Annotated in this window: 26 protein-coding genes; 11 read left to right on the top strand and 15 right to left on the bottom strand. The window is 73.1% G+C overall.

The genetic code is table 11. The features are described from left to right. Positions 1–361 precede the first annotated feature (361 nt). Positions 362–958: a TetR/AcrR family transcriptional regulator gene (locus tag VMN58_05910; protein HUF32725.1), complete on the top strand. Its 597-nt coding sequence runs from the start codon at positions 362–364 to the stop codon at positions 956–958. 22 nt (positions 959–980) lie between these two features. Here VMN58_05910 and VMN58_05905 read toward each other — a convergent pair whose 3' ends face one another. The 11 genes from VMN58_05905 to VMN58_05855 form a co-directional block, all read right to left on the bottom strand. After that, complete coding sequence (locus VMN58_05905) at positions 981–2,186, bottom strand: aminotransferase class I/II-fold pyridoxal phosphate-dependent enzyme (GenBank protein ID HUF32724.1); 1,206 nt, start codon at positions 2,184–2,186, stop codon at positions 981–983. A 51-nt stretch (positions 2,187–2,237) separates the two neighbouring features. Continuing rightward, positions 2,238–3,206: an ROK family protein gene (locus tag VMN58_05900; GenBank protein ID HUF32723.1), complete on the bottom strand. Its 969-nt coding sequence runs from the start codon at positions 3,204–3,206 to the stop codon at positions 2,238–2,240. Then, positions 3,203–4,318 (bottom strand): hypothetical protein, encoded by a 1,116-nt coding sequence (locus VMN58_05895; GenBank protein ID HUF32722.1) that lies wholly within the window; start codon positions 4,316–4,318, stop codon positions 3,203–3,205. The genes VMN58_05900 and VMN58_05895 overlap by 4 nt, the downstream gene beginning before the upstream one ends. A gap of 74 nt (positions 4,319–4,392) precedes the next feature. Further along, positions 4,393–4,665, bottom strand: a complete 273-nt coding sequence (locus VMN58_05890; protein HUF32721.1) for a hypothetical protein — start codon at positions 4,663–4,665, stop codon at positions 4,393–4,395. Continuing rightward, complete coding sequence (locus VMN58_05885; protein HUF32720.1) at positions 4,662–5,852, bottom strand: TRC40/GET3/ArsA family transport-energizing ATPase; 1,191 nt, start codon at positions 5,850–5,852, stop codon at positions 4,662–4,664. Before VMN58_05885 ends, VMN58_05890 begins: the two co-directional genes overlap by 4 nt. Before the next feature lie 4 nt (positions 5,853–5,856). Continuing rightward, positions 5,857–6,318: an SRPBCC family protein gene (locus VMN58_05880; GenBank protein ID HUF32719.1), complete on the bottom strand. Its 462-nt coding sequence runs from the start codon at positions 6,316–6,318 to the stop codon at positions 5,857–5,859. 79 nt (positions 6,319–6,397) lie between these two features. Next, on the bottom strand, positions 6,398–6,868 hold the full coding sequence (locus tag VMN58_05875; protein HUF32718.1) for a hypothetical protein: 471 nt from the start codon (positions 6,866–6,868) through the stop codon (positions 6,398–6,400). Next, entirely contained in the window at positions 6,868–7,989 is a 1,122-nt protein-coding gene (locus VMN58_05870) for a glycosyltransferase family 4 protein (GenBank protein ID HUF32717.1), read from the bottom strand. The genes VMN58_05875 and VMN58_05870 overlap by 1 nt, the downstream gene beginning before the upstream one ends. A gap of 57 nt (positions 7,990–8,046) precedes the next feature. Continuing rightward, positions 8,047–9,699 (bottom strand): septation protein SepH, encoded by a 1,653-nt coding sequence (sepH, locus tag VMN58_05865; protein HUF32716.1) that lies wholly within the window; start codon positions 9,697–9,699, stop codon positions 8,047–8,049. A 132-nt stretch (positions 9,700–9,831) separates the two neighbouring features. Next, positions 9,832–10,080 (bottom strand): hypothetical protein, encoded by a 249-nt coding sequence (locus VMN58_05860; protein HUF32715.1) that lies wholly within the window; start codon positions 10,078–10,080, stop codon positions 9,832–9,834. A 105-nt stretch (positions 10,081–10,185) separates the two neighbouring features. Continuing rightward, complete coding sequence (locus VMN58_05855) at positions 10,186–10,395, bottom strand: hypothetical protein (protein ID HUF32714.1); 210 nt, start codon at positions 10,393–10,395, stop codon at positions 10,186–10,188. 111 nt (positions 10,396–10,506) lie between these two features. On the opposite strand from VMN58_05855, the gene VMN58_05850 reads away from it, so the two are divergent. Beyond that, a complete protein-coding gene (locus VMN58_05850) occupies positions 10,507–12,237 on the top strand; it encodes a DEDD exonuclease domain-containing protein (protein ID HUF32713.1) in 1,731 nt (576 codons plus the stop codon). Positions 12,238–12,272: 35 nt separating this feature from the next. Here the strand turns inward: VMN58_05850 and trpD are convergent, their stop codons facing one another. The 3 genes from trpD to VMN58_05835 form a co-directional block, all read right to left on the bottom strand. Beyond that, positions 12,273–13,346 carry an anthranilate phosphoribosyltransferase gene (trpD, locus tag VMN58_05845; protein HUF32712.1) on the bottom strand — a complete coding sequence of 358 codons (1,074 nt, stop codon included), beginning with the start codon at positions 13,344–13,346 and terminating at the stop codon, positions 12,273–12,275. A 4-nt stretch (positions 13,347–13,350) separates the two neighbouring features. Further along, positions 13,351–13,581 carry a WhiB family transcriptional regulator gene (locus tag VMN58_05840; GenBank protein HUF32711.1) on the bottom strand — a complete coding sequence of 77 codons (231 nt, stop codon included), beginning with the start codon at positions 13,579–13,581 and terminating at the stop codon, positions 13,351–13,353. A 147-nt stretch (positions 13,582–13,728) separates the two neighbouring features. Continuing rightward, positions 13,729–14,013 (bottom strand): helix-turn-helix domain-containing protein, encoded by a 285-nt coding sequence (locus tag VMN58_05835; GenBank protein HUF32710.1) that lies wholly within the window; start codon positions 14,011–14,013, stop codon positions 13,729–13,731. 162 nt (positions 14,014–14,175) lie between these two features. On the opposite strand from VMN58_05835, the gene VMN58_05830 reads away from it, so the two are divergent. The 9 genes from VMN58_05830 to VMN58_05790 all read left to right on the top strand — a co-directional run bounded on the left by VMN58_05830 (position 14,176) and on the right by VMN58_05790 (position 26,111). Further along, positions 14,176–15,876: a glycerol-3-phosphate dehydrogenase/oxidase gene (locus tag VMN58_05830; protein HUF32709.1), complete on the top strand. Its 1,701-nt coding sequence runs from the start codon at positions 14,176–14,178 to the stop codon at positions 15,874–15,876. Between the two features lie 5 nt (positions 15,877–15,881). Continuing rightward, positions 15,882–17,393: an FAD-binding oxidoreductase gene (locus VMN58_05825; GenBank protein HUF32708.1), complete on the top strand. Its 1,512-nt coding sequence runs from the start codon at positions 15,882–15,884 to the stop codon at positions 17,391–17,393. Further along, a complete protein-coding gene (locus VMN58_05820; protein HUF32707.1) occupies positions 17,390–17,785 on the top strand; it encodes a hypothetical protein in 396 nt (131 codons plus the stop codon). Before VMN58_05825 ends, VMN58_05820 begins: the two co-directional genes overlap by 4 nt. Next, a complete protein-coding gene (locus tag VMN58_05815; GenBank protein ID HUF32706.1) occupies positions 17,782–19,224 on the top strand; it encodes an FGGY family carbohydrate kinase in 1,443 nt (480 codons plus the stop codon). The genes VMN58_05820 and VMN58_05815 overlap by 4 nt, the downstream gene beginning before the upstream one ends. Continuing rightward, positions 19,224–19,988 carry an SGNH/GDSL hydrolase family protein gene (locus VMN58_05810; protein ID HUF32705.1) on the top strand — a complete coding sequence of 255 codons (765 nt, stop codon included), beginning with the start codon at positions 19,224–19,226 and terminating at the stop codon, positions 19,986–19,988. The genes VMN58_05815 and VMN58_05810 overlap by 1 nt, the downstream gene beginning before the upstream one ends. A gap of 122 nt (positions 19,989–20,110) precedes the next feature. Next, positions 20,111–21,106: a hypothetical protein gene (locus tag VMN58_05805; protein HUF32704.1), complete on the top strand. Its 996-nt coding sequence runs from the start codon at positions 20,111–20,113 to the stop codon at positions 21,104–21,106. Further along, positions 21,103–22,692 (top strand): ATP-binding protein, encoded by a 1,590-nt coding sequence (locus VMN58_05800; protein HUF32703.1) that lies wholly within the window; start codon positions 21,103–21,105, stop codon positions 22,690–22,692. The genes VMN58_05805 and VMN58_05800 overlap by 4 nt, the downstream gene beginning before the upstream one ends. Positions 22,693–22,708: 16 nt before the next feature. Next, a complete protein-coding gene (locus tag VMN58_05795) occupies positions 22,709–23,827 on the top strand; it encodes a metallophosphoesterase (protein HUF32702.1) in 1,119 nt (372 codons plus the stop codon). A 4-nt stretch (positions 23,828–23,831) separates the two neighbouring features. Beyond that, the gene (locus tag VMN58_05790; GenBank protein HUF32701.1) at positions 23,832–26,111 is read left to right on the top strand and encodes an SMC family ATPase; all 2,280 of its coding nucleotides are present in this window, start codon (positions 23,832–23,834) and stop codon (positions 26,109–26,111) included. Between the two features lie 21 nt (positions 26,112–26,132). On the opposite strand, the gene VMN58_05785 is transcribed toward VMN58_05790, so the two are convergent. Continuing rightward, positions 26,133–26,525, bottom strand: coding sequence for a hypothetical protein (locus tag VMN58_05785; GenBank protein ID HUF32700.1), 393 nt, complete (start codon positions 26,523–26,525; stop codon positions 26,133–26,135). Between the last annotated feature and the right edge of the window lie 36 nt (positions 26,526–26,561).

Raw genomic sequence — 26,561 nt, 5'->3', positions numbered from 1 at the left:
AGGATGACCGGACCCGTCACGGGGACGTGCTCGCGCCCTTCCACCCTCACCCGGTAGGCGAGGTGGAGCACCGGGGTGAGCACCCCTTTGATGACCCAGTAGAGCACGCTCCCCCTCGTGGTTCGCCGTCGTCGCTGCGCGAGCGAGCGTAGGCGGCGCCGAGGCCGGGGGGAAGGGTGTCCCGGGTTCCCGGGATCAGGCGGTCCGCGATCCGAGCTCGACGTCGGCCACCGCGGTTCGCCGACCGAGGGGCGTCGACGCGAGCGCGCCCGACGGTTGCCTGACCGACGGTTGCCTGCGCCCCGGCTTCGCCGCGCCGCTCGTTGACCGGTCGGTCAAGTGCCCGTGTACCCTCCGGGCGATGCGCGAGAAGCTCACCCCGCGCGGCCGTGCCCGGCGCGAGCAGCTCCTCCGGGAGGCGGCCCGGCGCTTCGCGGAGCGGGGCTACCACCCCACGTCGGTCGCCGACGTGGTCGAGGGCTTGGGGGTGGGCAAGGGCGTCTTCTACTGGTACTTCTCCTCCAAGGAGGAGCTGTTCCTCGAGATCCTCCGCGAGGCCCAACACGAGCTGCGCCGGGTCCAGCAGGCCGCCATCGGCGACGAGCCCGACCCGGTGCGACGCATCGAGCGCGGCATCCGGGCCTCGATGGCCTGGCTCGATGATCACCGCGAGCTGTTCAACCTGTTCCAGTTCGCCGCCACCGAGGAGCGCTTCGCACCCGCCATGCAGCGGGGCCAGGACGTCGCGGTGGCCGACGCCGTCCGCCACGTCAAGGACGGCATGGTCGAGGGACGCATGCGCGACGGCGACCCCGAGATCCTCACCCACGCCATCCTCGGGGTCACCAACCACCTGGCTCGGGTCTTCCTCCACGACCGGGGCGTGGCGAGCGACGAGGTCGCCGACGCCGCGGTCGCCTTCTGCCTCGACGGCCTCCTCGGCCCCCGCCCCCGTTAGAGGTCGCCGAAGGCGCCTTCCTCTACAATTTGGTGAGGGCTCGCTTGAGGTTGCGGATCGCCTGGTTGATGCGCTGCTCGTTCTCGATGAGGGCGAAGCGGACGTAGCCGTCGCCACCAGGCCCGAACCCGACCCCTGGCGACGTGGCCACGTTGGCCTCGCGCACGAGGAGGCTGGCGAACTCGATGGAGCCCATCTCACGGTAGGGCTCCGGGATCGGGGCCCAGGCGAACATCGTGCCCTGCGGCTTCTCCATCTCCCAGCCGATGCGGCACAGCCCGTCGATGAGGGTGTCACGGCGGCTCTGGTAGCAGGCGCGCACCTCGGCGGGATAGTCGGGGGCCTCGTTCATGGCCACCGTGGCGGCGATCTGGATGGGCTGGAAGGTGCCGTAGTCGAGGTAGCTCTTGAGCTTGGCCAGCGCAGCCACGACCTCGGCGTTGCCGGCCATGAACGCCACCCGCCACCCTGCCATCGAGAACGACTTCGTCATCGAGTACAGCTCGACGGCGACCTCCTTGGCGCCCTCGGCCTGGAGGATCGAGGGAGGGTCGTAGCCGTCGAAGCCGAGGTCGGCGTAGGCGAAGTCGTGGACGATGACGACCTCGCGCTGGCGGGCGAAGTCGACGACCTTCTGCATGAACTCGAGGTCGACGCAGGTCGTGGTGGGGTTGTGGGGGAACGACAGCACGATGACCCGGGGCTTCGGCCACGAGTACTCGTAGCGCTCCACCAGGGTCTCGAAGAAGTCGGCCTCGGGCGTCCCCATGGCCCCCCCGCTGACGAGCGGACGGCCGAGCGGCATCTCCCGGACATCGGCACCGGCGAGGAGGGGCCCGTAGATGTGGATGGGGTACGACGGTGAGGGCACGAGGGCGGCGTCCCCCGGCTGCAGGAGCGTCCACATCAGGTGGCTGTAACCCTCCTTGGCTCCGATGGTGTTGATGACCTCGGTCTCCGGGTCGAGGCGGACGCCGAACTTGCGCAGGTAGAGGTCGGCGAACGCCTCGCGCAGCTTCGGGATGCCCCGGCTGGCCGAGTAGCGGTGGTTGCGCGAGTTGCGGGCGGCCTCGGCCAGCTTCTCGACCGCGATGTCCGGCGAGGGGATGTCGGGGTTGCCGAAGCCGAGGTCCACGACGTCCTCACCTGCTCGCCGGGCCTCCTTCTTCAGCCCATCGATGATGGTGAAGACGTACGGGGGCAGCGAGGTGACGCGACGGAACTCCACGACCCGATGCTAGAGGGCCCCACCAGGTCGACGATGACGGTGCGCGGCGCGCTACGTGCCGGCGACGCGCTCGGTGTCCCGCGCCAGCAGGGCGGCGCCGATGGCGCCTGCGCTCGCTCCCAGCTCGGCAGGCACGATCGCCACCGTCGGGCGCTGGCGTGGTGTGCCGAGCCGGCGGCCGAAGGCCTCCACGATGGGTGGAAGCAGCACGTCGCTCGCGGTGACCAGCCCGCCACCGACGACGCAGCGCTCGATGTCGAGGATCTGCACCAGGTTGGCGAGGCCGACCGCGAACCAGTCGGCGAAGACGTCGACGAGGGCGAGCGCATCGGGGTCGCCCTCGGCCGCAGCGCGGGTGACGTGCTCGCCCCGCACCGCCATGGGGTCGCCACCCGCCAAGGCGACCATGGCCCTGCCCTGGCCGGCGTCGGCGACCTCACGGGCGAGGCGTCCGAGGCCACTGCCGGACGCATAGCGCTCCCAGCACCCGCTGCGCCCGCACACGCACACGACCCCGTCCACGTCGACGACCATGTGGCCGATCTCGCCGGCGAAGCCGTGGGCGCCCCGGACGAGGCTGCCGGCAGCGATCAGTCCACCGCCGATGCCGGTGCCGAGGGTGACGAGGGCGACGTCGGCGACGCCGCGCGCGGCTCCGAGGAGGTGCTCCCCCCACAGCGCGACAGTGGCGTCGTTGTCGACGCGCCACCGCAGCCCGGTGGCCGCCTCGCCGAGCGACTGCACGTCGAGATCGGTCACCCCGGGCAGGTTCGGGGCGCCGCGCAGCACCCCGTTGCGGTCGACAAGCCCCGGCACGCCTGCCCCGACCGCCGTGGCGGCTCGACCAGCGTCCTCCTGCCGGAGGGCGGCCACCACCTCGACCATGGCATCGACGACCGCGCCGCCACCCAGCGGGGTTGGCCGTCGCACCTCGGCGACCACCTCACCGTCCGCGTCGACGACGACGCCGAGCACCTTGGTGCCCCCGACGTCGACGCCGATCGTCGGCGCGTCGCTCAATACCTGAGGATGGCGCCGATGCCGCCGAGCACGTCGAGGTCGGGGTTGTCACGGCAGGACTGCACGTTGCAGGACTGCACGAGCGCCTCCTCGACCGCCTCCTCGACCACGTCGCCCACGGCGTGCATCTCCGCCTCACAGACCGGGCAGGTGCGGCCGACGCGGGCGATGTGGCCGCAAGCCGCGCACCGCCAGCCCTCGTGGGCGAAGCCGACCGACACGAGCAGGGTCTCGACCCGCCGCTCGACGAGCGCCTTCAGCGTGCTGTCGAGGCCGGCGACCCCCCGTCGGTTGCCGCCGATCTCGTCGCGGAGGCGGGCGACGAGCTCCGCCTCCTTGCGCTGCTCGACCTCCGCTTCGACGGTGCGGGCGGCCTGACGGATCTCCTCGACGCTGGCGCTGGGGGCGACGGGGAGGCGTGCCTCGATGCGCTCCTGGAGGTAGGGGTGCAGGACCGACTCCAGCTCGGACGCGATCTCGTCCGGCGCCCCGATGATGAGGCGCTCGAAGTGTGAGGTCTTGAACACCTCGAAGGCGACCTCAGCGGCGTGGCGCAGGTGCTGGTGGGCGAGTGCCGCGACGTGGCTCTGGTTCTGGTCCTTCGTGTAGCTGTGGTCGGCGTCGTCCCCACGGGGCAGCTGCTCGAACAGCTCGGTGGTCTCCACCAGCTCCCCGAGCTCGAAGACGAACATGCGAGCCCGCTGCTTGTCGGCGAGGAGCACCCCGAAGGGGACGTGCTCGTCGACCACGACCTCCAGCTGGCGCACGTAGGGCGTGTGGTTGACCACCACCTGGTTGCGCACAGCCATCGGCAGCTCGATCACCCGCCAGAAGTCCTGGGCGGCGCAGGAGAAGAACGCCAACCCCCTCGTGTGGGAGCGGTCGATGCCCCCCTTGATGTGCTCCTCGATGCGCTCGAGGTCGGCGGCGACGGAACGGTCGGTGCTGGCGAGGGGCCGCACCGACCGCAACAAGAGGTCGAGCTGGTGGACGACGTCCTCGTGGCGAAGGAGGTGGGCGCCGTCAACATCGAGGTAGCAACTCGTGACCGGCGCCTCCTCTCCCTTGAACAGAGCCAGATCGCGGATGTCGTCCTCGGTGATGGCGACCACGGCACCTCCTGTAGGGGGTTCGGGGAGGCGAGTCTAGATGACGACCGCCTGTCCGCGCCGGGGAGACCAGCTGATCAGGAGACGTGGATGCGGCGCACCGGAGAGGGATCGTCGTCGGCGTCGTCCGCCCCGCGGTCCGCCGGCGTCGGCGCCGGCGGCGGGGCGTCCGGCCGCCTCAGCGTGGTGGCTGCCATGGCCTGCACCGTGCGGACGATCTCGCCCACGGCGCCGGGTTCGCGGACGAGCTCCTCGGCCACGTCGAGGAACGCCCGCGTGGCGGCGATCGCCTCGAGGGCGGCGGCCTGGAGGTGGTCGAGGCCCTCGCGCGTGCGCTCATCGTCGATCATGCGGTTGCCTCCACCGGTCGTCGGGGGCCGAAGCGGACCTCGAGCCGCCCCTCGAGCAGGGCGGCAGCTCCGACGGGCCGACGTCGGAGCGTGTCGGGCAGCACCATGGCACGACGGTGCGGCCCGACCCGGACCAGCAGCTCGTCGGTGTGGAGGCCCAGCTCGAGGTCGTCGTGGGTGGCGCCCGGCAACGGCAGGGAGAGGACCATCTCGTCGCCGTCGCGCTCGATGCCGAACGATTCGCCATCGTGCAGCCGGGCGCCGGCCTCGAGGTCGCCGTACAGGGCGTCGGCGAACCCGCGCAGGGCATCGAGGCCGACGAGCTCTTCGGGTGCCAGCTCGGCCCGCAGCACCGGCACCGGGGCGAAGCCCTCCTCGATGGCCTCCAGGTGGGTCGCGTGGGTGGCCTTCCAGGCCGTGAACCACGGGTCGGAGATCTCGTCGGGGAGGAGCCGGTTGGCGATCACGGCGTCGACCCGGTAGCCGAACAACGAGAGGTAGGTGTGGGTGCGGCGGGCCTCGGCGATGACCATGCGCTCGGGGTTGACCACCAGGCGCACGCTCGTGCGGGCCGGGTCGGTGAGCAGCTCCCGCACCCCGTCGAGGCGGTCGTAGAAGCGCCGGGTGGCCGCGAAGACGGCGTCACCGGCGACCGGCACGGAGCTCATCCGCGACAGGACCGGCCCGACCAGGCGCGTGACCCGGCGACCCATGGGGAAGATGCGGTCCATGTACCACGACAAGATCTCCGGCAACGACAGCAGCCTGAGGGTCTCGGCCGTCGGGGCGCAGTCGACCACCACGACGTCCCACTCCCCCGACTCGGCGTGGGTGCGGATGTCGGCGAGGGCGAAGACCTCGTCGAGGCCCGGCAGGACCGACAGCTCCTCGGCCTCGATCCCGTCGACCCCCGCCCACGAGAGGACCTCCACCAGGTAGGTGCGGATCTCGGCCCACGCCTCCTCCATGCGGTCCTGGGCGTCGAGCTGCTGGCCCCAGAGGTCGTCGCAGACGGGGCTGGCGAGCGGGCCGAGGGGCACGTCGAGGGCGTCGGACAGCGAGTGAGCCGGGTCGGTCGAGAGCACCATCGTCCGCTGGCCGGCCTCGGCGCAGCGCAGCGCGGTGGCGGCCGCCGTGGTGGTCTTGCCGACCCCACCCTTGCCGGTGAAGAGGAGGACCCTCGTCATCGGCTCACGCCGGGTCGACGGCGGTGCCCTCGCAGCGACGCTTCAGCTCGTCGAGGGCGGTGGTCATGATCTTTCCCTCGGCGCGACGCTTCACGAAGCCGGGCAGCGGCACGGCAAGCTCGATCTCGAGGTGGTAGGTCACCGCCGTCGACCCCGGGTCGCCCTCGACCGCCTCGAACAGGTACTCACCGTCGAGGCGTCGCATGATGTCGCCCTCCTCGAGGACCCACGCCAGGCGGCCAGGGGCGCCGTCGTGGTCGTATCGCAGCACGTAGCGGGCGCTGTGACCCATGGCGGCGGCACGGAAGGCCACCCGATCGGGACGACCGGCGTCGTCGCGCTCGAGCACGTCGGCCTCCTTGATGTCCCGGGCCCACTCGGGGTAGCGGCCGATGTCGAGCGCCACCTCGTAGCAGCGCCCTGGTGGCACCGCGATCGTCATGTGCTCGGTCGCCTGATCGGCCATCACCTCGGGTCTCCTCCACGTGCGCGGCGCGGGTGCATCGTGGCACGTCGACCTCGTCGGTGCCCAACAGGAGGCGTGCTCACCGGTCCCTCGCCGGAAACGACCCGTGCCGGGCGGCCCACAACCCGCAGAGGCCGAGGCCGAAGGTCGGCACCAGGATGCCGAACGCGACCGGGGTGAAGGGCCGCACCGACGCCGTGACGAGCGCCACCACCGCCTGGGCGGCGAGCGCACCGAGGAGGATCCGCCGCACCGGGGCCGGGGCCACCCCTCCGGTGAGGAGCCACGTCCCGGGGACCGAGACGACCTCGTACCGGCTGCGCCCCACGACCTGCAGGAACGACCAGACGAACGCGATGCTGCCGACGGCGAAGAGGGCGACGTCGAACACGGCGACGGGGGTGGCGAGCACGTCAGGCCAGATGGCAGCAACGCTGGCAGCGACGACGAAGGTGGCGGTGCCCACCACCGCCGTGACCACGATGAGGTCTCGCTGGAGGCCGGACACCTCGCCAGGCCCCTCGTCTCCCCGTGCGAACGAGCCCAGCATCACACCGTCGCCTCGATCGCCGCCCGGAGCCGGCCGGCCAGGAGGTCGTACGAGAACTCCTCGACGGCGCGGGCGCGCCCGACCGCCGCCATCGCCCGGCGGCGTCCCGGGTCGTCGAGGAGCTGCCCGAGGGCGTCGGCGACCTCGCCCACGTCATCGGGACGGCGCACGACCAGGCCGGTGGTGCCGTGGACGACGGCCTCGTCGGAGCCGCCGCTGGCGCCGGCGACCTGAGGCACGCCGGCGGCCGCCGCCTCGAGGAACACGATGCCGAAACCCTCCTGCTCGAGGCCGGCCCACCGATCGCGGCAGAGCATGGCGAAGACATCGCCGCACCCGTAGAGGGCGGGGAGGTCGTCGTCGGGCACCCGGCCGAGGAAGCGGACGGGGGCTCCCGTCGAGACGACCAGGCGCTCGAGGCGAGGGCGGTCTCGACCGCTCCCGGCGATGGCCACGAGCAGATCGGGACGAGCCGGTGCCAGCCGGGCCGCCGCCCGGATGAGCACGTCCATGCCCTTGCGGGGCACCAGCCGGCTGACGCTCACGATCAGCCGACCGTCGGTCGGGAGCCCGAGCGACCGGCGGGCGGCAGCCCGCGCCTCGTCGTCGAGGGGAACGAAGCGGTCGGCGTCGACGCCCGGAGGCACGACGGTGGTGAGCAGCGACCGGCCGGCGGCACGGTCCGCCTCGGCCGAGGGGTACCCGCCCGCGGCGACGACGTGGGTCGCCCCCCGCAGCACCCGCCGCAGCGCGGTCCGACCCGCGGGCAGTCGACCCGGGACGGTGACCTCGGCGCCGTGGACGACCACGGCGTAGGGACGGTCGAGGTGCGGCCCGATCAGGCCGACCGGCAGCGCCGGGTCGAGCACCACCAGCGACGCTCCCACCTCCTCGGCGAGGGCATCGACGCGGCGAACCAGCGAGCGGCGGGGCAGCAGCACCTTCTCGGTGGTGCGAACCACCCGGAACGGCTGCTCGGCGTCGAAGGCGGCGTCACCCTCGTAGGGCGTGGTGAGGACCGTCACCTCGTCGGGCGGCAGCCGCCGCCAGAGCTCCCACAGGTACGACTGGATCCCCCCGAGCTTGGGAGGGAAGTCGTTCGTGACGAGGAGGTGCGGCACGACGCCATGCTGGCACCGGTCGCCGCGGACCAGCGACCCGGCAGGCAACCGAGCCGGTCAGCGTCCCCGCAGTGGCTCGCGGCGCCTCGGACGCATCGGCAGGGATCCGTCGACCCCGGGGGTGGCGAGTCGGGCCATGTCGGCACGAAACGTCGGCCCACGCCGAGCCTCAGGTCCGGAGGCGGACTCGGACTCGGGCTGGGGCTCGGATGCTGCCGTGGTACCCCGCCGGGAGTCGATGCGCACCACCGGTTCGCCATCGGGCACCTCCACGGGCGGCTCGGCGTCGGAAGGCCACGAGCCGACGGAGCCGTCCTGCGCCGGGCCCACGGCTGGGACGGCGTCGGTGACCGGACCTGCCGGCTCGACAGCGCCCGGCAGGTGGCCGGGAGCAGGAGGGACGACGGGCTCGGATGGAGCGACCGGCGAGGCCGGAGTCGGCGCGACGGTCGGCGCCGACCGGAGCGGCCCGGCCACCGGAGCGGCCGCCAGTAGCGGTGCCGCGACCCGCCCCGTGGCCACGACGGTCGATGCCGGCGACGTGGCGCCCGAGGCCTGACGCCGCGGGGCGGCGGGAACCGTTGCCGCGGCCTTGGTCGCCCGCCCGGCCCAACCGTCCCGAGTCCCTCGGCGGGCGGTAGCCACCGACCGCCCGGTGCGCCGCGTCGTCGCAGCGCGCCTCGTGACCGGGGCCTTCCTGGCGGGAGCCCTCTTCTTCTTCTTCGCCGCCGCCTTCCTGGCGGGAGCTTTCTTCTTCGCAGCGCTCCTCTTGGCCGCCACCTTCTTGGCCGCCTTCTTCTTCGCAGCGCTCCTCTTGGCGGGAGCCTTCTTCTTCGCAGCGCTCCTCTTGGCCGCCGCCTTCTTCGCCGCCGCCTTCTTCACCGCCGCCTTCTTCACCGCCGCCTTCTTCACCGCCACCTTCTTCACCGCCACCTTCTTGGCCGCCGCCTTCCTCGCCGCCGCCTTCTTCGCCGTGCTCCTCTTGGCGGCAGCCTTCTTCTCCGCTGCGCTCCTCTTGCCAGCAGCCTTCCTCGGGGCGGACGTGCGGGAGGCGCTGCGTCGGGTCGCCGTGGACGTCCCACGCCGGGCGCCGACGTGGCCCAGCTGCGAGCCGAGGCGGTTGTGGGAGCGCAGCGTCCCCGCCGTCTGGTCGAGCAGCCACTCGGCCCGCTGCTCCCGGCCCCGTGAGGTGTAGACGAAGCGCACGACCCAGAGGTCGTCGTCGAGCTGGTACGCCCCCCACGCGGCCTCGACCTCGTCGTCGGTCATGCGCACACCCCGGCCCGCGATGTTCCGGCGGACCGAGGGGCCGAGGGGGCGGCTGGACGGACCGACGCGAGGCTTGTCGAAGGTCAGGTCGAGCGCATGGCCGACCACCCTCGCCTGCTCGGCCAGCACGGGGGCAGCGAAGCGGGCCACCCAGTCGACCTCGGCCCCCGCCTCCCGGGCGACCTCCTCGATGGTCCAGCCGGCACGCAGACGCTCCTGCATCTCTCGCGGGGAGAGGACGCTCTCGGGTGCCGCCGGGCGGGAGGGAGCAGCCTTTGCCCCAACCTCGTCGTCGACATGATCGGCACCTGCCGCGAGGAGTGCCTGCCGGAGCTCGTCATCGACCGGGATGATGAAGCTGCCCGACTTGGCGCCCTGGCGGGTGCTGAAGATCAGGCCGTCGCGCTCCGTCGTGAACCCGACGAGGTGCAGCTCCTGCACGTGATCCCCCGGCCGTCGGGCTCGCTGGTCGAGCCATTCGCGCCGCGACGGTAGCAGCAGCATTCGCTGGCTCCGGGGACCCCGGGCAGGCGCGATCTGGACACATCGTCGAGCCGGAGGGGGATGGCCGGGTCAACCCGTTCGGCGAGCGTGGCGGAGCCGGGGGACGAGCCCCGCGGCCCCGAGCAGGCGCATGGCCCTGACCTCGGCCACGTCGATGATGACGGCCTCGTGGGCCGACCTGCCGCAGATGATGCTGACCACGCAGTCGTCACACGCCAGGGTGGCCTGCAGCTCGCAGTCGGCACAGTCGATCGTGAGCGAGGCGCCGCCCGGTTCCTCGACCGGTCCCCCACCCCACCTGCCTGTCGTCGATGCCATCTGGCCACCTGTCCTCTCCGGTGCTCCCACCGATCGATCCGCCCGCGGCACAACCTACGGAGGGGGTGTGACACCGAAGGTCCAGCAGCCCGAGGAGCCCGACGATCAGCCCTCGGCGGCGATGGCCTCAACGGCCCGGCCGCTCCCGCACCAGCGGCAGGAGACGTCCTCCACCTCCTCCTCCAGCACCTCGGTCTCCTCCACCACGAGGTCGCCGCCGACTGAGTAGTGGTGGAACGATCGTGTGCGGCAGCGCAGCGTCACATCGAAGCGGGTGACGTTGCCGCAGGCGTTGCACCGGTAGCGGGTGGGCATCGCCGGCGAGCGTACCTGCGCGCCGCTACGCCACCGGCCCAGGCCTCACCGCGACCCTCGGCATCGAACGCATGTTTGTCAGCCGAACACCCGTTCGCCTAGGGTCCCGTCATGCCCGCGCCGGCGCAGCGCTCCTTCGACGACCTCGGCACCCCTCTCCACGACGTCACGTTCTGCGTGGTCGACCTCGAGACCACCGGAGGCTCCGCCGCCGACTGCGCCATCACCGAGATCGGCGCGGTCAAGCTGCGGGGCGGCGAGTCCGTTGGTACGTTCGCCACCCTGGTGAACCCCGGCACGCCGGTGCCCCCCTTCATCACCGTCCTCACCGGCATCACCGAGGCCATGGTCCGGCCCGCCCCGCGCATCGAAGCGGTGCTGCCGTCGTTCCTCGAGTTCGCGGCGGGCACGGTGCTGGTCGCCCACAACGCCCGCTTCGACGTGACCTTCCTCGACACCGCCCTCGTCCGGCACGGCTACCCGCGGCTGGCCAACCCGGTCGTCGACACCTGCGCGCTGGCCCGACGGCTCGTGCGAGACGAGGTCCGCAACTGCAAGCTCGCCACGCTCGCCGAGCACTACCGGCTCCCCCACCAGCCAAGCCACCGGGCGCTCGCCGACGCCCTCGCCACCGGCGACCTCCTGCACGTGCTGCTCGAGCGGGCAGGCAGCCTCGGGGTCCTCGGCCTCGACGACCTCCTCTCCCTGCCCACCATCGTGGGCCACCCCGAGGCGGGGAAGCTCCGCCTCACCGACGGCCTGCCTCGCACCCCTGGCGTGTACCTGTTCCGCGACCGCGGCGGGAGGGTCCTCTACGTGGGCAAGGCGACGAACCTCCGGACGAGGGTCCGCTCCTACTTCTCGGGTGACCAACGGCGCAAGGTCGGCCAGCTGCTGCGCGAGACCGTCTCGGTCGACCACATCCCCACCACCAGCGCGCTCGAGGCAGCGGTGCTCGAGGTCCGCCTGATCCACCGTCACCTGCCCCGGTTCAACCGGCAGTCAACCACCTGGAGGCGCTACGCCTACCTCAAGCTCACCCTCGGCGAGCGCTTCCCCAGGCTGTCGGTCGTGAAGGCGGTGCGAGACGACGGCGCCCTCTACCTCGGCCCGCTGTCGTCGTCGTCGGCCGCCCGTCGCCTGGCCGACGCCATCGAGTGCGCGGCGCCGCTGCGCCGCTGCACGGCACGGCCCACGACGCGGGTGCTCCGCGGCGCGGCGTGCGCCCCTGCCCAGCTCGGGGTGGCCACCTGCCCGTGCGCCGGTGACATCAGCGAGGCCGACTACGCCGCCATCGTCGATCACGTGGTGCATGGCCTCACCGTCGACCCGTCGGTCCTCCTCGGAGTCCTCGAGGGGCGCATGCGATCCCTGGCCGTCGCAGAGCGCTACGAGGAAGCAGCCGAGATGCGCGAGCGAGCGGCCACCCTTGCCGGCGCCATCGCCCGCCAGCGGCGCCTCGACGGGCTGCGCCGGGCCGGTCGGCTCGTGGTGGCGCTGCCCGACGGGGCACGCGCCGAGCTGGTCGGCGGGGTCCTCTCGCTGGCGTGGGTCGGCGACCAACCATCGCTGCCGGCCTCGGCCGCCACGCCGGCACCCCTCGTGGTCCCCGGCGCCCCCCTCGACCGGGAGGCCGCCGACGAGGTGGCCTGCGTTGCCGCCTGGCTCGACAAGGAGGCCCACCGGGTGCGGGTGGTGTCGTGCGACGGCGAGCTCACCTCACCCGTCGTTGCGCTGCCCCGCTTCCAGCCGGTCGAGCCCGTCGTCGCCGGGGGCGCGGCAGCCAAGCGGGTCACCGTGCGGGCCCGGCCCGCGACGTCGTCGCCCTTCTTGGCTCGCTGAGGTGCCCCACGACGACTTGAGCGTGCCGAGAAGGCTCAGGTGTCGCCGATCTCGCCGCGCACGGCGTGCGAGACCGACGCCAGACGGGTGAGCGTGCGGGCGGCGGCGCCGGAGTCGACCGCCGCGGTGGCGGCGGCGTGGCCAGCAGGGAGGTCGTCGGCCACCCCGGCAGCCACGAGGCCGGCGGCGGCGTTGAGCAGCACCACATCTCGGTGCGCCCCGGCCTCGCCGTCGAGCACCCGGCGGGCAAGGTCGACGTTGGCGGCGACATCACCACCGGCGACGTCGCCACCGTGGCGCGGGATGCCGAGGTCGGCGGGATCGACCACATAGGTCCGCACCGCGTCGCCATCGATCTGGTGGACCGTGGAGGTGGTGGTCACCGTCAGCTCGTCGAGGCCATCGTGGCCGTACACGACCAGCGCCCGCTCCACCCCCCGGGCCTGGAGCACGCCGACCACCTTCTCGGCCAGGGAGGGGTCGCTCACCCCCAGGACCTGGCGTCGCACCCGGGCCGGGTTGCTGAGCGGGCCGAGGAGGTTGAACACCGTCGGCACCCCGAGGTCGCGGCGGACCGGCGCAGCGTGTCGCATGGCGGGGTGGAAGCGGGGGGCGAAGCAGAACGCCATGCCCACCTCCTCCAGGCAGCGCCGGACCCCGCGGGGCCCGAGGTCGGTGGCGACGCCGAGTGCCTCGAGCAGGTCGGCCGAGCTGCTGGTGGCGGTGGCCGCCCGCCCACCGTGCTTGCAGACCGGCGCACCGGCACCGGCCACCACGATGGCAGCGACGGTGGAGACGTTGAACGCAGCGGTGCGACGGGCGGCAGAGCCGCCGGTTCCGCAGGTATCGACCGGTGACATCCCCGGCGGGAGCTCGACCGGCTCGGAGGCGTCGAGCATGGCGGCGACGAGGCCGCTGAGCTCGTCGACGGTCTCGCCCTTCATGCGCAGGCCGATCACCAGGGCGGCGATCTGGCCCTCGCTGGCCCGCCCGGCCAGGACCTCGGTCAGGGCGGCCCCGCTCTGGGTGGAGGTGAGGTCCTCGCCCGCCACCAGCTGCCTCAGGACAGCCGGCCACCCACCGAGCTCGGAGAGGGTGACCGCGCCCACCGAATCAGGCCGTGCGACGGCGCTGGCGGATGATGCGGCGGCGCTCACGCTCGGTGGCTCCGCCCCACACCCCTTCGCGCTCCCGAGACGTCAGGGCGTACTCGAGGCACGCCTGGCGGACGGAGCACTGCTCGCACACGGCCTTCGCTGGCTCGGCCTCCTCGTCGGAGACCGGGTAGAAGACGTCCGGGTCGATTCCCCGGCACGCTGCGTGCTCGCGCCATTTCTTCGTCATCTTGGGGGGGTTCGTTCCTTGCGGTCGACGGCCGTACGGAAGGGCCGGCGAGGATCGTGATCGACCCGCGCTGCGGAGGTGGCAGTATTGACCAGCCCGGTCGGCTGAGTCCAGATGACGCCCGCCGCACCCCTCGACGCACGCGTCCTAGAGCTGGGCGCCTCCCTCGGCCGCCTCGGCGCCGCCCTCCGACGCCATGAGCAGCGAACGCACCTGCTCGGCTGGGTAGCGCCGGTGCCCGCCCGGCGTCCGCACCGAGGGGATCCGGCCCTTGCGGGCCCAGTCGGTCACAGCCCGCTCGGACACCTGGAACAGCAGGGCGACCTCCCTCGTCCGCAGGAGGCGGCCCTCGAAGCGCGACGGGACGTGATCGTCCCCGAAGAGCTCGACCACGAGGGCCTCCCGTTCGCTGCTGCCCGCTGTGGTCGCCACTCCCCCCCTGCCGTCTCTTCCGACGCTGCCGGTTGTGGCCCGCATCAGTGTGACCAGGCCACCACCGGCGGACAAGACCCGAGCAGGCCATTTCTGATGACCATCGTGACAATGGTCACACCGCACCGGGAGTATGCGTCCCGCACCGGTAGGTTCCCGGACATGACCTTCGACCGTCCCACGGCGCTGCGACGCCTCGCCGACGAGCACTTCGACGTGCTCGTCGTCGGTGGCGGCGTCACCGGCGCCGGCACCGCCCTCGACGCCGCCTCCCGAGGCCTTCGCACCGCCCTCGTCGAGCGACACGACTTCGCCTCGGGCACGTCGTCCAAGTCGTCCAAGCTGGTCCACGGCGGGCTGCGCTACCTCCAGCAGCGGGAGTTCCGCCTCGTCTACGAGGCCCTCGCGGAGCGCCAGAGGCTCCGACGCACCGCCCCCCACCTGGTGCGCCTGCTGCCCTTCCTGATCCCGGTGCTGGGCAAGGGCGGGGTGATCCACCCCAAGCTGGCCAAGGCGCTCAACAGCGCCCTGTGGCTCTACGACCTCACCGGCGGAGCCCGCATCGGCAAGCTCCACCAGCGGATCTCGGCCGAAGAGACGCTGGCCCACATGCCCACGCTGCGCGCCGAGCGCGTCGTCGGCGGCTTCGTGTACTACGACGCCCAGACCGACGACGCCCGCCTGACCCTGACCCTCGCCCGCACCGCCGCCGACCACGGCGCGGCCGTGGCCAACCGTTGCAGCGTCGTGGGCATCACCAAGGGCCTCGACGGCCGGGTGGCCGGCGTGACCGTCCGCCCCGAGGAAGGCGGCGCCGACATCGAGGTGGCAGCCTCAGTGGTGGTCAACGCCACCGGCGTCTGGAGCGACGAGGTCCGGGCCCTCGACGAGGGCGGCGATCCCGACAGCATCAGGCCGGCCAAGGGGATCCACATCACCGTGCCGTGGGACAAGGTCCGCAACGACATCGCCGCGGTCGTGCCAGTGCCCAAGGACAAGCGGTCGGTGTTCGTGGTGCCCGTGGCCAAGGGCGCCGGCACCGCTGACGACGGCCCCGACCGCACCTACGTCGGCACCACCGACACCGACTACGACGGCCCGCTCGACGACCCCCAGTGCACCCCCGACGACGTCGCCTACCTCCTCGGGGCGATCAACGCCTCGGTCTCCGAACCGCTCAGCACCGACGACGTGCTCGGCACGTGGGCCGGCCTCCGCCCCCTCGTCAAGGGTGCCGACGCCGAGAGCCGCACCGCCGACCTCTCCCGCCGGCACAAGGTCGCCGCCTCGGAGACGGGGATGATCACCGTCACCGGCGGCAAGCTCACCACCTACCGCAAGATGGCCGCCGACACCATCGACGCCGCGGTCGACGCCCTCGGCCGGGGCGGCCGGTCCCGCACCAAGAAGCTCCGGCTGCGCGGCGCCGAGGGCTTCACCGAGCTGGTGTCGGAGGCGACGTCGGCCGCCGAGCGCCTCGGCGTGACCGCTGAGCTGCTCGACCACCTCAGCCATCGCCACGGCGGCGACGCCCGGACCGTGGCGGCCATGGTGACCGCCGACCCCACGCTCGGCGAGCCCATCGTCGAGGGCCTCCCCTACGTCCGAGCGGAGGTCGTGTACGCCGTGCGCTACGAGATGGCCCGCACGGTCGACGACGTCTTGACCCGGCGGATGCCCGCGCGGTGGCTCGACGGCCTCGCGTCGGCGGATGCCGCCGATGAGACCGCCCGGCTGATGGCACCCGACCTGGGGTGGTCCCAGGACGAGGCCGCGGCCGAGGCCGAGGCCTTCCGGCGCTCGGTCATGGCCCAGCGGGCGGCCAGCGGGCTCCCCCAGACCACGACCCCAGCAGGACGGTGACCCCGATGAGCCTCCAACCCCTCCCCGGTACGCCCACCGAGCCGATCACCCTCGAGGCGGCGCCGGGCGGCGCCGTCACCAACCGCCTCTCGACCCCAGCTGCCGCCGTGGGCACCGAGGTCGTCGACGCCCTGCGCGCGGCGTGCGCCGAGGTCGAGGCCACCGACGCACGCGGCCTCGCCGAAGCCGGTCGCGACTGGTGGCCGCTCGCCATGCAGTGGGCGCTCGAGGGTCAGGTGCCCGGCCTCCCCTCGGTGATCGCCCGCCCCAGCAGCGCCACCGAGGTGGCGGCTGTGCTGCGGGTGTGCAGTGACGCCGTCGTCCCCGTCACCGCCGCCGGCGGCCGCAGCGGCGTCTGCGGCGCCAGCGTCCCCGTCCACGGAGGGGTCGTCCTCGACCTCACCGCCATGAGCGGGATCGTGTCGGTCGACGACGCATCTCTCACCGCCACGGTGCTCCCCGGCACCTTTGGCGACGCCCTCGAGGACCGCCTCCGGGCGGACCACGGCCTCACCCTCGGGCACTGGCCGCAGTCGATCGCGCTCTCCACCGTCGGCGGGTGGCTGGCCTGCCGATCGGCCGGCCAGCTCTCGACGCGCTACGGCAAGATCGAGGACATGGTCGTCGGCATGGAGGTCGCCTTGGCCGACGGCTCGGTGATCCGCACCGGCGGGGCGCCACGGGCCGCCGTCGGTCCCGACCTCAACCAGCTCTTCGTGGGCTCCGAGGGCACGCTCGGGATCGTCACCGAGGCCACCCTGCGCTGCCATCCCGTGCCGCCCGCCACCGTCCAGGGCGCGTGGGGCTTCGCCTCGTTCACCGAGGGCCTCGAGGCCTGCCGTCGCATCCTGCGCCGGGGCGCCACACCGGCGGTGCTGCGCCTCTACGACGCCACCGAGTCCCACCGCAGCTACGAGACGGGCGAGCGCCACGTGCTCCTCGTCCTCGACGAGGGCGACGCCCACGTGACCGGCGCCACCATGGCCGTGGTCGATGAGGAGTGTGCCGGCGTCGAGCGCCTCGACGATGGCCTCGTCGACCGGTGGATGTCCCACCGCAACGACGTGAGCGCGCTCGAAGGCCTCACCCGCAAGGGCTTCGTGGTCGACACCATGGAGATCGCCGCCCCGTGGGGGGCCCTGGGCGAGATCTACGAGGCGACGACTGCCGCCATCCTCGCCGTCGACGGCGCCATGGTCGCCTCGGCCCACCAGTCGCACAGCTACATCGACGGCGCCTGCCTCTACTTCACCTTCGCCGGCCGCCCCGAGACCGACGACCGGGAGCGCTTCTACGTCGAGGCGTGGGACGCCGGGACCCGAGCCGTGCTGGCCACCGGTGGCGCCCTCAGCCACCACCACGGGGTCGGCCTCAACCGCAGCCGCTTCGTCGCCGAGGCCCTCGGCGGCGGCCTCGACGTGCTCATCGCCCTCAAGGGGGCACTCGACCCCGCCGGTGTGCTCAACCCGGGCAAGCTCGGGCTCCCGAGCCCCTTCGGTGAGGTCGCCTGGCCGTGACCCGGGCTGTCGACCTGCGCGCCGTCGCCCTCGGCGCCACCGTGGTCGTCGCCGTGGCCCTGCCGCTCGCCGTCGCCGATGTGGTGGCTCGCGACGACGGCGAGGCGGGCCCGCTGTCGCTGCTCGCCTTCGTGGGCACCCTGGTGGTCTTCGTCGTGGGCGGGCACCTGGCGGCCCGGCGGGCGCCGGCTTCGCCCTACTCCACCAGCGCCCTCGCCGCCCTCGCCGGCTACGTCGTGGTCGCAGCAATCGGCGTGGCGAGTCGCACCATCCGCGGCGATGGTGTCAGCATCACCCGGATCGCGTTCAACGGGTTGCTGGCCTACGCCTGCGGCCTGCTCGGAGGAGCGCTCGCCAGCCGGCGGGCAGGGAAGGAAGCACCGCAGCCATGAGCATCCTCGTCGTCGACGTCGGCACGAGCGGCGTGCGCGCTGCGGTGGTGCGCGACGACGCCTCCGTCGAGGCCGTCCACCACCGGGAGGTCCTCCCCTCCTCCCCCATGCCGGGCTTCGTCGAGTTCGACGCCGCCGCCATGGCGGCCGGCGCCCTGGAGGTGGCCACGGCTGCTCTCGAGGCCGGGGGGCCGGTGGCCGCGGTCGGCATCGCCGCCCAGCGCGCGTCCACCATCGTCTGGGACCGCGCCACCGGCGAGCCGGTCGGGCCGGGTGTGGGTTGGCAGGACCTGCGCACCGCGGGCACGTGCCTCATGCTCCAACAGCAGGGGATCCGCGTCGCCCCCAACGCCAGCGCCACCAAGGCCGCCTTCCTGCTCGACATGGCCGATCCCGACCGGGCACGCGACCTGTGCGTCGGGACCGTCGACTCCTGGATCGCCTGGCACCTCTCCGGAGGCTCGCTGCACATCACCGACCTCTCCAACGCGGCCGTCACCGGGCTCATGCGGGCCGACGGCTCCGGCTGGGCACCCCACATCCTCGAGGCGCTCCGCATCGACGAGTCATCCCTCCCGACGGTCGTCGACTCCACCGGGGTCATGGGCGAGGCAACCGCCCTGCCCGGCGCGCCCCCCATCGCCGGCCTCGCAGGCGACCAGCAGGCCTCGCTCGTCGGCCAGGGCTGCGTGCGACCCGGCATGGCCAAGATCACCTTCGGCACCGGTGGGATGCTGGACCTCTGCGTCGGACCCGACCGGCCGTCGTTCGAGACACGGGGAGGCGGCGGGACGTTCCCGATCGTCGCCTGGCGAGCCGGCGGCGAGATCACCTGGGGCGTGGAGGCGATCATGCTCTCGGCCGGCACCGCCGTCGAGTGGCTCCGTGACGACCTCGGCATCATCGACACCGCCGCCGAGTCCCACGACGTGGCGTCATCGTGCGAGAGCGCCGATGGCGTCTGGTTCGTCCCCGCCCTCCTGGGGCTCGGGACCCCCGACTGGGACCACGGCGCGCGGGGCACCCTCCTGGGCGTTACCAGGGGCAGCGGACGAGCCGAGGTGGTGCGCGCCGTCCTCGAGGGCATCGCCCACCGGGGGGCAGACCTCGTGGAGGCGGCCGAGGCCGACGGCGGGCTCAGCATCCCCACGCTCCGGGTCGACGGTGGGATGAGCGCCAACCCCACCTTCATCCAGGCCCTCGCCGACACCACCCAGCGACCGGTGGAGGTGTCGCCCGTCCTCGAGGCCACCACCCTCGGCGCCGCCTTCCTCGCCGGCCTCGCGGTGGGGACCTGGGGCGGCTGGGACGACATCGCCGAGACCTGGAAGCCGCGGGCGGCGGTGGAGCCAGGGCGTGCCACCGACCGCGACCGCTGGCGAGAGGCACGGCGCCGGGCCGGCGGTTGGGTCCCCGAGCTGTCGGCGCTGGACTTCTGATGAGGCGCCTCACCACCGCCACCACGTCGCGCTGGGCCCTCGCCCTGGCTGCGCTCGCCGCGGGGCTCACCGGGACCACCCTCACCTCCACCGCGTTCGGCGCCTCGCCTGGCTCCCAGCCCGTGCGCATCATGGCCGTGGGCGACTCCATCACCGAGGGGGTGGCGCTCGACGGCACCTACCGCCCCTACCTGTGGCGAGCCCTCGGTGATCGTGGCCACCACGTCGACTTCGTCGGCGATCGCCACGGCATCCGCAACGGCGAGGACCGCCGCTACCGCTTCGACGCCGACCACCAGTCGTGGTCGGGCTGGCGGGCCGATCAGGTGGGGGACACCCTCGCTGCTGCGGCGGCCCGCCACCGACCCGACATCGTCCTCATCCACCTCGGCACCAACGACATCAACCAGCGCCGCAGCATCGGCCGTGCCGCGAGCGCCATCGAGGGCGCGATCAGGGCCGCCCAGGTGGGCAGCCCCGACGCCACCATCCTCGTGGCCCAGCTGATCGGCCGCGCCGGCTACCAGCGCCAGACCGCCGCCCTGAACCGGGCCATCGCCAGAGTGGTGGCCACCTCCTCGACGCCCCGCTCCCTCGTGGTCCTCGTCGACCACCACGACCGCTTCGAACCGAAGCGCCACACCCGCGACGGCACCCACCCCAACGCCGCCGGATCCCGACTGATGGCGCAGCGGTGGCTTGCCGCGGTGGAGGACGCCCTCGACCACCCGGCCCGGCGCATCCCGGCGGTCGCCAGGCGCTGAGCAGGCCGGCCGGGCGGGGTTGGCGGGACATCGCGCCGGTTGGCCCGCCCGCTCCCACCGGCTAGCCGCTGGCGCGAATCACATCCGTGTAACCGTCACACCCCAGTCCGTACCATGGGGGCATGACCGGCGGCGCCTCCACCACGCTCGAGCGCGCCGCGGCGCGCCTGGCCGACCTGCTCACCGGCACCGCCACCACAATCACCGAGCCGCGCCCCCATCCCGGTGCCGCCCTGGAGCTCTTCGACCAGGTCTCACTGCGCCCCCTCGCCCGCACCGAGGCCCCGGTGGAGTGTTGGGCGGTCGACGGCGGCCAGTCCGTGGTGGCCGACGCCCGCTGCCTCCAGCTGCTCGTCACCCGGGCGGCCCGGGTCCGCTACGCCGATGGCGCCTGCACCCTGGAGGACGACGGCACGCTGCGGGCCACGCTCCTCGGGGGCGAGGCGGAGCGGGCGGCAGCGGTCGAGGCCCTCGACGTGGTGGGGATGGACCCGACCACCAGCGTCGACATCAACTTGGTGCGCGACCGGTGGGAGTGGGAGGCCGTCGAGCGGTGCGTTGCCGATGCCACCCCGGGCGCCCTGGTGCTCGTCGACGGCGACCTCCAACCCGACTGGCGCATGCCTTCCACGTTCCTGGCCGAGCTCCTGGCCGAGGCGGCGGCGAGGGGCGTCACCCTTGTGGGCGTGACCAAGCACTCGTCGCTCGCCAGCGGCGGCGCCCCCCTGCTCGGCCGCCTCGAGCGCGAGGCCGAGGCCTCGTTCGGGGAGCGGTCCATGTGGTGGGCGCCCGTCGGGCGCACCCGCGCCGACGTGGGCGGGGTCACCATCGTGGCCGCCCGCCTCGACCCCGACGCCCCCTTCTCGTTTCGCATCGACCTGCCCGCCACTGCCGAGCCCGAGGCCGTGCTCGGCCCCCTAGCGGCGGTGGCCGACGACGCCGCCTTCCCCGGCTATCCCTACCCCCTCTCGGTGGCCGACGGGCTGGCCGCCTGCCCGGGATGGCTGCGTGCCGAGGTCCGCCACGAGCTCGACTCGCTGTTCGACCTCGCCGGCGTACCCACCGACGTTCGGCGCCGTGCCTTCGCCGACCGCCACGACCTGATGGAGCGCTCGTGACCGACCCCACCAGCCACACCCGGGGCCGGCTCTTCGGCAAGAACGTCCTCGAGGGCGAGTTCCGAGCCGCCCCCGACGAGGACCTCTTCCTCGGCGAGCTGTTGGTCGCCATCGATGAGGGCACCGGTCGGCGCTACCTGTTCCGGGTGGTCGACGTCACCTACGGCACCGAGCACCGAGAGCCGGGCTGGGCCGAGCGGGTGGCGGGCACGCTCCTGGCCGACGACGCCCGTGGCGAGCCCGGCGCCCACCCCGTCCACGAACAGGCGCGCCGCACCTACCGCCGGGCCGAATGCCGCTGCCTCGGCTACCTCACCCCCAAGGCCGACGACGGCACCCAGGAGTTCCGCAAGCCGAAGAGCCTTCCCACCCAGTTCAGCCGGGTGGTCGCCCCCGAGCCCTCCGACTTCGAGTTCCTCCGAACCCGCATGGGCGACCTGCCCGTCGGCCGGCTGCGCAGCGGCGAGACCGTGGTCGACTTCGAGGTCGGCATCCCCGGGGCCAGCCTGGCCACCCACGTGGGCATCTTCGCCACGACCGGCATGGGCAAGTCCAACCTCATGCGGGTGCTGGCCGGCGGCGTGCTGCGGGCATCGGGTCGCTACGGGCTCCTGCTGGTCGACCCCCACGGCGAGTACCGCCGCGAGCTGCCCCGCCACCCGTGGGCCGCCGAACGCCTCCGCACCTACGCCGCCCGGCGCCTGCCCAACACCACCAGCCTCCAGGTCAGCCTGGCCGAGCTCACCGTCGACGACCTGCGCACCGCCTACGAGTGGTCCAGGCCGCAGGAGGAGGCTCTCTTCGAGCTCGAGCGCCACTACGGCGGCGACGGCCTGTCGTGGCTGCTGGCCTTCACCCACCTCGACGACCTGCCCGGCTTCCGCGACGTCGAGCTCAACGGCCGGGTGGCCCTCAACACCCTCCAGGTGGTGCACCGCCGGGCCCGGCGCATCGTCGACCTGTCGTGCATCGCCGCCGACCCCGGCGTGTCCGTCGGCGCCGCCGTGGTCCGCGACCTCGAGGACGGCAAGGTGGTGCTCATCGACGTCAGCGGCCTCGGGTCCACCGAGGAGGTGCTGGTGGCCAGCTTCCTCACCCGCAAGGTGATGGAGCGCTGGTCGGGGGCCTACCTCGATGACCCCGAGGTCCACGAGCGCCTCCCCGTGGTGGCCATCGTGCTCGAGGAGGCCCAGCGAGTGTTGTCGCGCAACACCGACCGGGAGTCCAACGTCTTCCCCCGGGTGGCGCGCGAGGGCCGCAAGTTCAAGGTGGGGCTGTGCGCCATCACACAGCAGCCCAAGCTGCTCGACGACGAGCTGCTCAGCCAGTTCAACACCTTCTTCGTCCTCGGCCTGGCCGACGAGAAGGACCGCACCATCCTCCGGGGCTCGTCCAAGCAGGACATCAGCGCCCTCGGCCCCGAGATCCAGACGCTCATGCCGGGCGAGTGCCTCATCATCAACCTCGAGGCCCCCTTCGCCGTACCGGCCACCATCCACCTGTGGTCGCACCTGGTGGCTGCCACCGACCCTCCGCCCGCCCCCTCGCCCACGGCGCCGCCACACATCAGCGCCCTGGTCGACTGAGCACGGGAGGCATCCCATGAAGGTCACCGCCCTCGGCGACGCCCACCTCGGGCGCTCGTACCTCGCCATCACCGACGCCGCCACCGGCGTGAACCAGCGCGAGCGCGACTTCGAGGACAGCTTCACCGCTGCGGTCGACCTCGCCCTCGCCCAGTCGCCCGACCTCATGGTGTGGCTGGGCGACGTGTTCGACCACCCCCGCCCCACCTACCGCTCGTTCCGCGTCGTCCAGCGGGCGCTGCTGAAGGTGCGCGAGCACGGCATCCCGCTCGTCGCCATCAGCGGGAACCACGACACGCCTCGGCTGCCCGGCACCGGCAGCCCCTACTCGGCGCTCGCCGACGCCTTCCCCGAGGTCCACTTCGCCACCCGGCTGGCCTACGAGCGCATCGAGGTGGCCGACCTGGTGGTGCACGCCGTTCCCCAGATGATGACCGTCGACGCCACCCTCGAAGCCCTGGCCGAGGCCGACCAGCGGCGCAGCCTCGATCAGCCCAACCTGCTGCTCACCCACCCGCGGGTCACCCAGGTGGAGCCCCGCTACAGCGACATCAACGAGATCGAAGTCGACGCCGGGCTGATCCGCTCCGACCTGGTGCTGCTCGGCCACTACCACTTCCACACCAAGGTGGCCGAGGCCATGTGGTACGCCGGCTCCACCGACACGTTCAGCTTCGCCGACGACCCCGATCGGGCCAAGGGCATCGTGGTGCTCGACACCGTGGCGGGCACCTGTCGCCACGTTCCCCTCGAGGGCCAGCGCCCCCTCGTGACCATGCCCACGGTGGAGGCCCTCGGCCTCTCGCCCGCCGAGGTGGCCGAGCGGGTCATGGAGCGCGCCGCAGCCGTGCCCGAGGGGGCCGTGGCCCGCCTCTACATCGAGGGCATCGACCCGGAGGCCTATCGCCTCCTCGACCTCGAGGCCGTGCGCGACGCTGCCGGCGGCGCCCTCCACCTGAAGCTCGAGCCCAGGTTCGCCGATGCCGCCATGAGCGTGGAGCTGCCCGACATGGACGCCATGGGTGCCCACTGGGACCGCTACCTCCAGGGCCAGGACCTCATCGGCTACGACCGCCAGCGCATCACCACCCTCGGCCACGACTACCTGGGCCGGGCCGTCGAGGACGCCGGGTGAGGCAGTGAGGCTCACCCGCATCCGGCTGCGCAACTACCGCGTCTACGCCGACGAGCTCGACCTCGAGATCCCCGCCGGCCTCGTCGGCATCTACGGCGCGAACGGGGCCGGAAAGTCGGCGCTCGTCGAGGCCATCCGCTTCAGCTTGTATGGCCGGTCGCGCACGTCGCTCGACGAGGTGCGCACCACCGGCGTGGGTGGCGAGGCGCTGGCCGAGGTCGAGTTCGAGCACGAGGGCCACCTCTACGTGGTGCGCCGCACCATCTCCGGGATCAACCACACCGTCAAGGCCGAGGCCCACTGGAACGGCCAGCAGGTGGCCGAGGGAGCCCGCGACGTCGCCACCTACGTGCAGTCGGTCATCGGCATGGACGACACCGCCTTCCGCGCCTCGGTCTTCGCCGAGCAGAAGCAGGTGGCTGCGTTCTCCGGGCAGACCCCGCAGAAGCGGCGCGACCTGGTGCTGCGCTTGCTCGGCATCACCCCGCTCGACAAAGCGAGGGAGGCGGCCCGGGCCGACGCCCGCAACGCCCGTGCCGACCACGAGCGCCTCCAGGCCCGCCTGCCCGACGTGGAGGCGCTGCAGGCAGCGCTCGCCGCCGCCCAGGCCCGCGCCGACGAGGCCGAGGGGGCCGCCACCGTGGCCGAGGGCACCGCCGCCGAGGGACGCACCGCCCTAGAGGTGGCCGAGGCCCGCTTCGAGCAGGTCGACGACCTTCGCCGGCTCCACGAGGAGCTGGTGGCCGACGGCCGCGGCGTGCGGGATGCGCTCGACACCGCCGAGGAGCGGGTGACAAGCCTCACCACCGAGCTGGCCGACCTGGCCGAGGCCGCCGACCGCCTGGCCGAGCTGGCCCCCGCCGTCGAGCGGCTGCCCGAATTGGATGAGCGACTCGGGCTGCTGCGGGCCGTGGCCGAGGCCGAGGTCGCCCTCCAGCGCATCCCCGAGCTCGTCGAGCCGCCGACCCCCGACGACGCGCCCGTCGCCGCCGCCCGCGACTCGGCGCGCACCGCAGCCGAGACGGTGGCCGAGGCCGCCGCACGACTGGCCGGCGCCGAGGCCGGTCTCGTACGCGCCTCTGAGGCCGCCGAGCGCACCGCCCAGCTGGCCGGTGAGGGCGACTGTCCGGTGTGCGGCCAGGAGCTGGGCGAGTCGTTCGAGCAGGCCCAAGCCCACCGTGCCCAGGAGGTCGCGGTCGCCGAGACGAGCGTCGCCGACCAGCGTGCGGCGCTGTCCGCCGCCCGGGCCGCGGCGGCCGACGCCGAGCTGGCGCTCGCCGGTGCCGAGACGGCGCTGAAGGAGGCCCAGGCGGCCCGATCGGCCTACGACGTGGCGGCCGAACGGCGTGCCGCCGCCCTCGAGCGGGTGGCCGAGGCCATCGCCGCTGCCGGCCGGGAGCCCGAGGAGGGCGAGCTGGTGGCGCTGGCCACCGAGCTGGCCGTCTGCCAGGCCGCGGCGGCGGAGTCGCAGCGGCTGGCCGGTCGCCTGGAGCGGCGGGCGGCGGTGGAGGAGCAGCTGGAGGTGGCGCGCCTCCGGGTGGTGGAGTCCACCGAGCGCCGTCAGGTCCTGCTCGACAAGGTGACCTCCCTCAGCTTCGCCCCCGACGACCTCGCCGCCGCCCGAACCGCGCGCGACGACGAGCGTGCCCGCAGCCGGGCCGCCGACGACGCTGCCAACGCCGCCCGCATCGGGGCCGTGCAGGCCCGAGGGGCAGCCGAGACCGCTGCCACCACCCTCGAGGCCGGTCGTGAGCAGCACCGCTCCATCGCCGACCTGGCCGATACCAGCCGCCACATCGGCCGCCTCGCCGACCTCCTGTCTGACTTCCGCAACCAGGTGGTCCAGACCGTTGGGCCCCGTCTCGCCGCCCATGCCGCCGACCTCTTCGCCGAGCTCACCGACAACGAGTACGACCGCCTCGAGGTCGACCCCGAGACCTACGAGCTGCAGATCCGCGACGCCGGCATCCTGCACGGCATCGACCGCTTCTCCGGCTCCGAGACCGACCTGGCCAACCTCGCCCTGCGCGTGGCCATCAGTGAGCACGTGCGGTTCCAGTCGGGCGGGGCCGTTGGGCTGCTGGTGCTCGACGAGGTGTTCGGCCCGCTCGACAGCGACCGCAAGGAGCGCATGCTCCTCGCCCTCGAGCGGCTTCGAGGCCGGTTCCGGCAGGTGCTGGTGGTCACCCACGACGCCGAGATCAAAGAGCAGCTCCCGAGCGCCATCGAGGTGATCAAGCTCCCCGGCCGCCGGGCCACGGCCCGGGTGCTGTCGGGGGTGTGAAGAGCCGACGGCCGGTGAGCGTCAGGCCGTCCCTGCGCCGGGCACCATGTCCTGCCCCCGGGGGCTGAGCACCAGCACGCCGACTGCGCCCACCTCGTCGTCGACCGACTCCCACAGCTGCAGCTCGAACCCTGACGCCTGCTTCCACTGCACCACCACGGCCAGTCGCCGTTCGAGTGCACTGATCACCGTGGCGAGAAGCCCCGCCGACAGCGACGGGGGCAGGGCGACGACCGCCTCACGGGCCAGGGCGGGGTCGAAGCGCTGGCCGGGGTCGAACAGCCCTGCCCGCTCAGCCGCCCCCTCGAGATCCGGGGCGTTCACAAGAACCTGCAGGGTGGCCTCGGTCAACTCCTCGTCCTGCCAGTCGAGCAGGCGGTTCACACTGGTGAGGAAGGCGAGTCGGTGTGGCATGGCGCGACGGTACCCGGTACCGGTTCCCGCTCGCCA

It is taken from the genome of Acidimicrobiales bacterium, assembly GCA_035512495.1.
Taxonomy (GTDB): Bacteria; Actinomycetota; Acidimicrobiia; order Acidimicrobiales; family CADCSY01; genus DATKDW01.
This window is presented reverse-complemented; position numbering and strand designations above follow the sequence as displayed.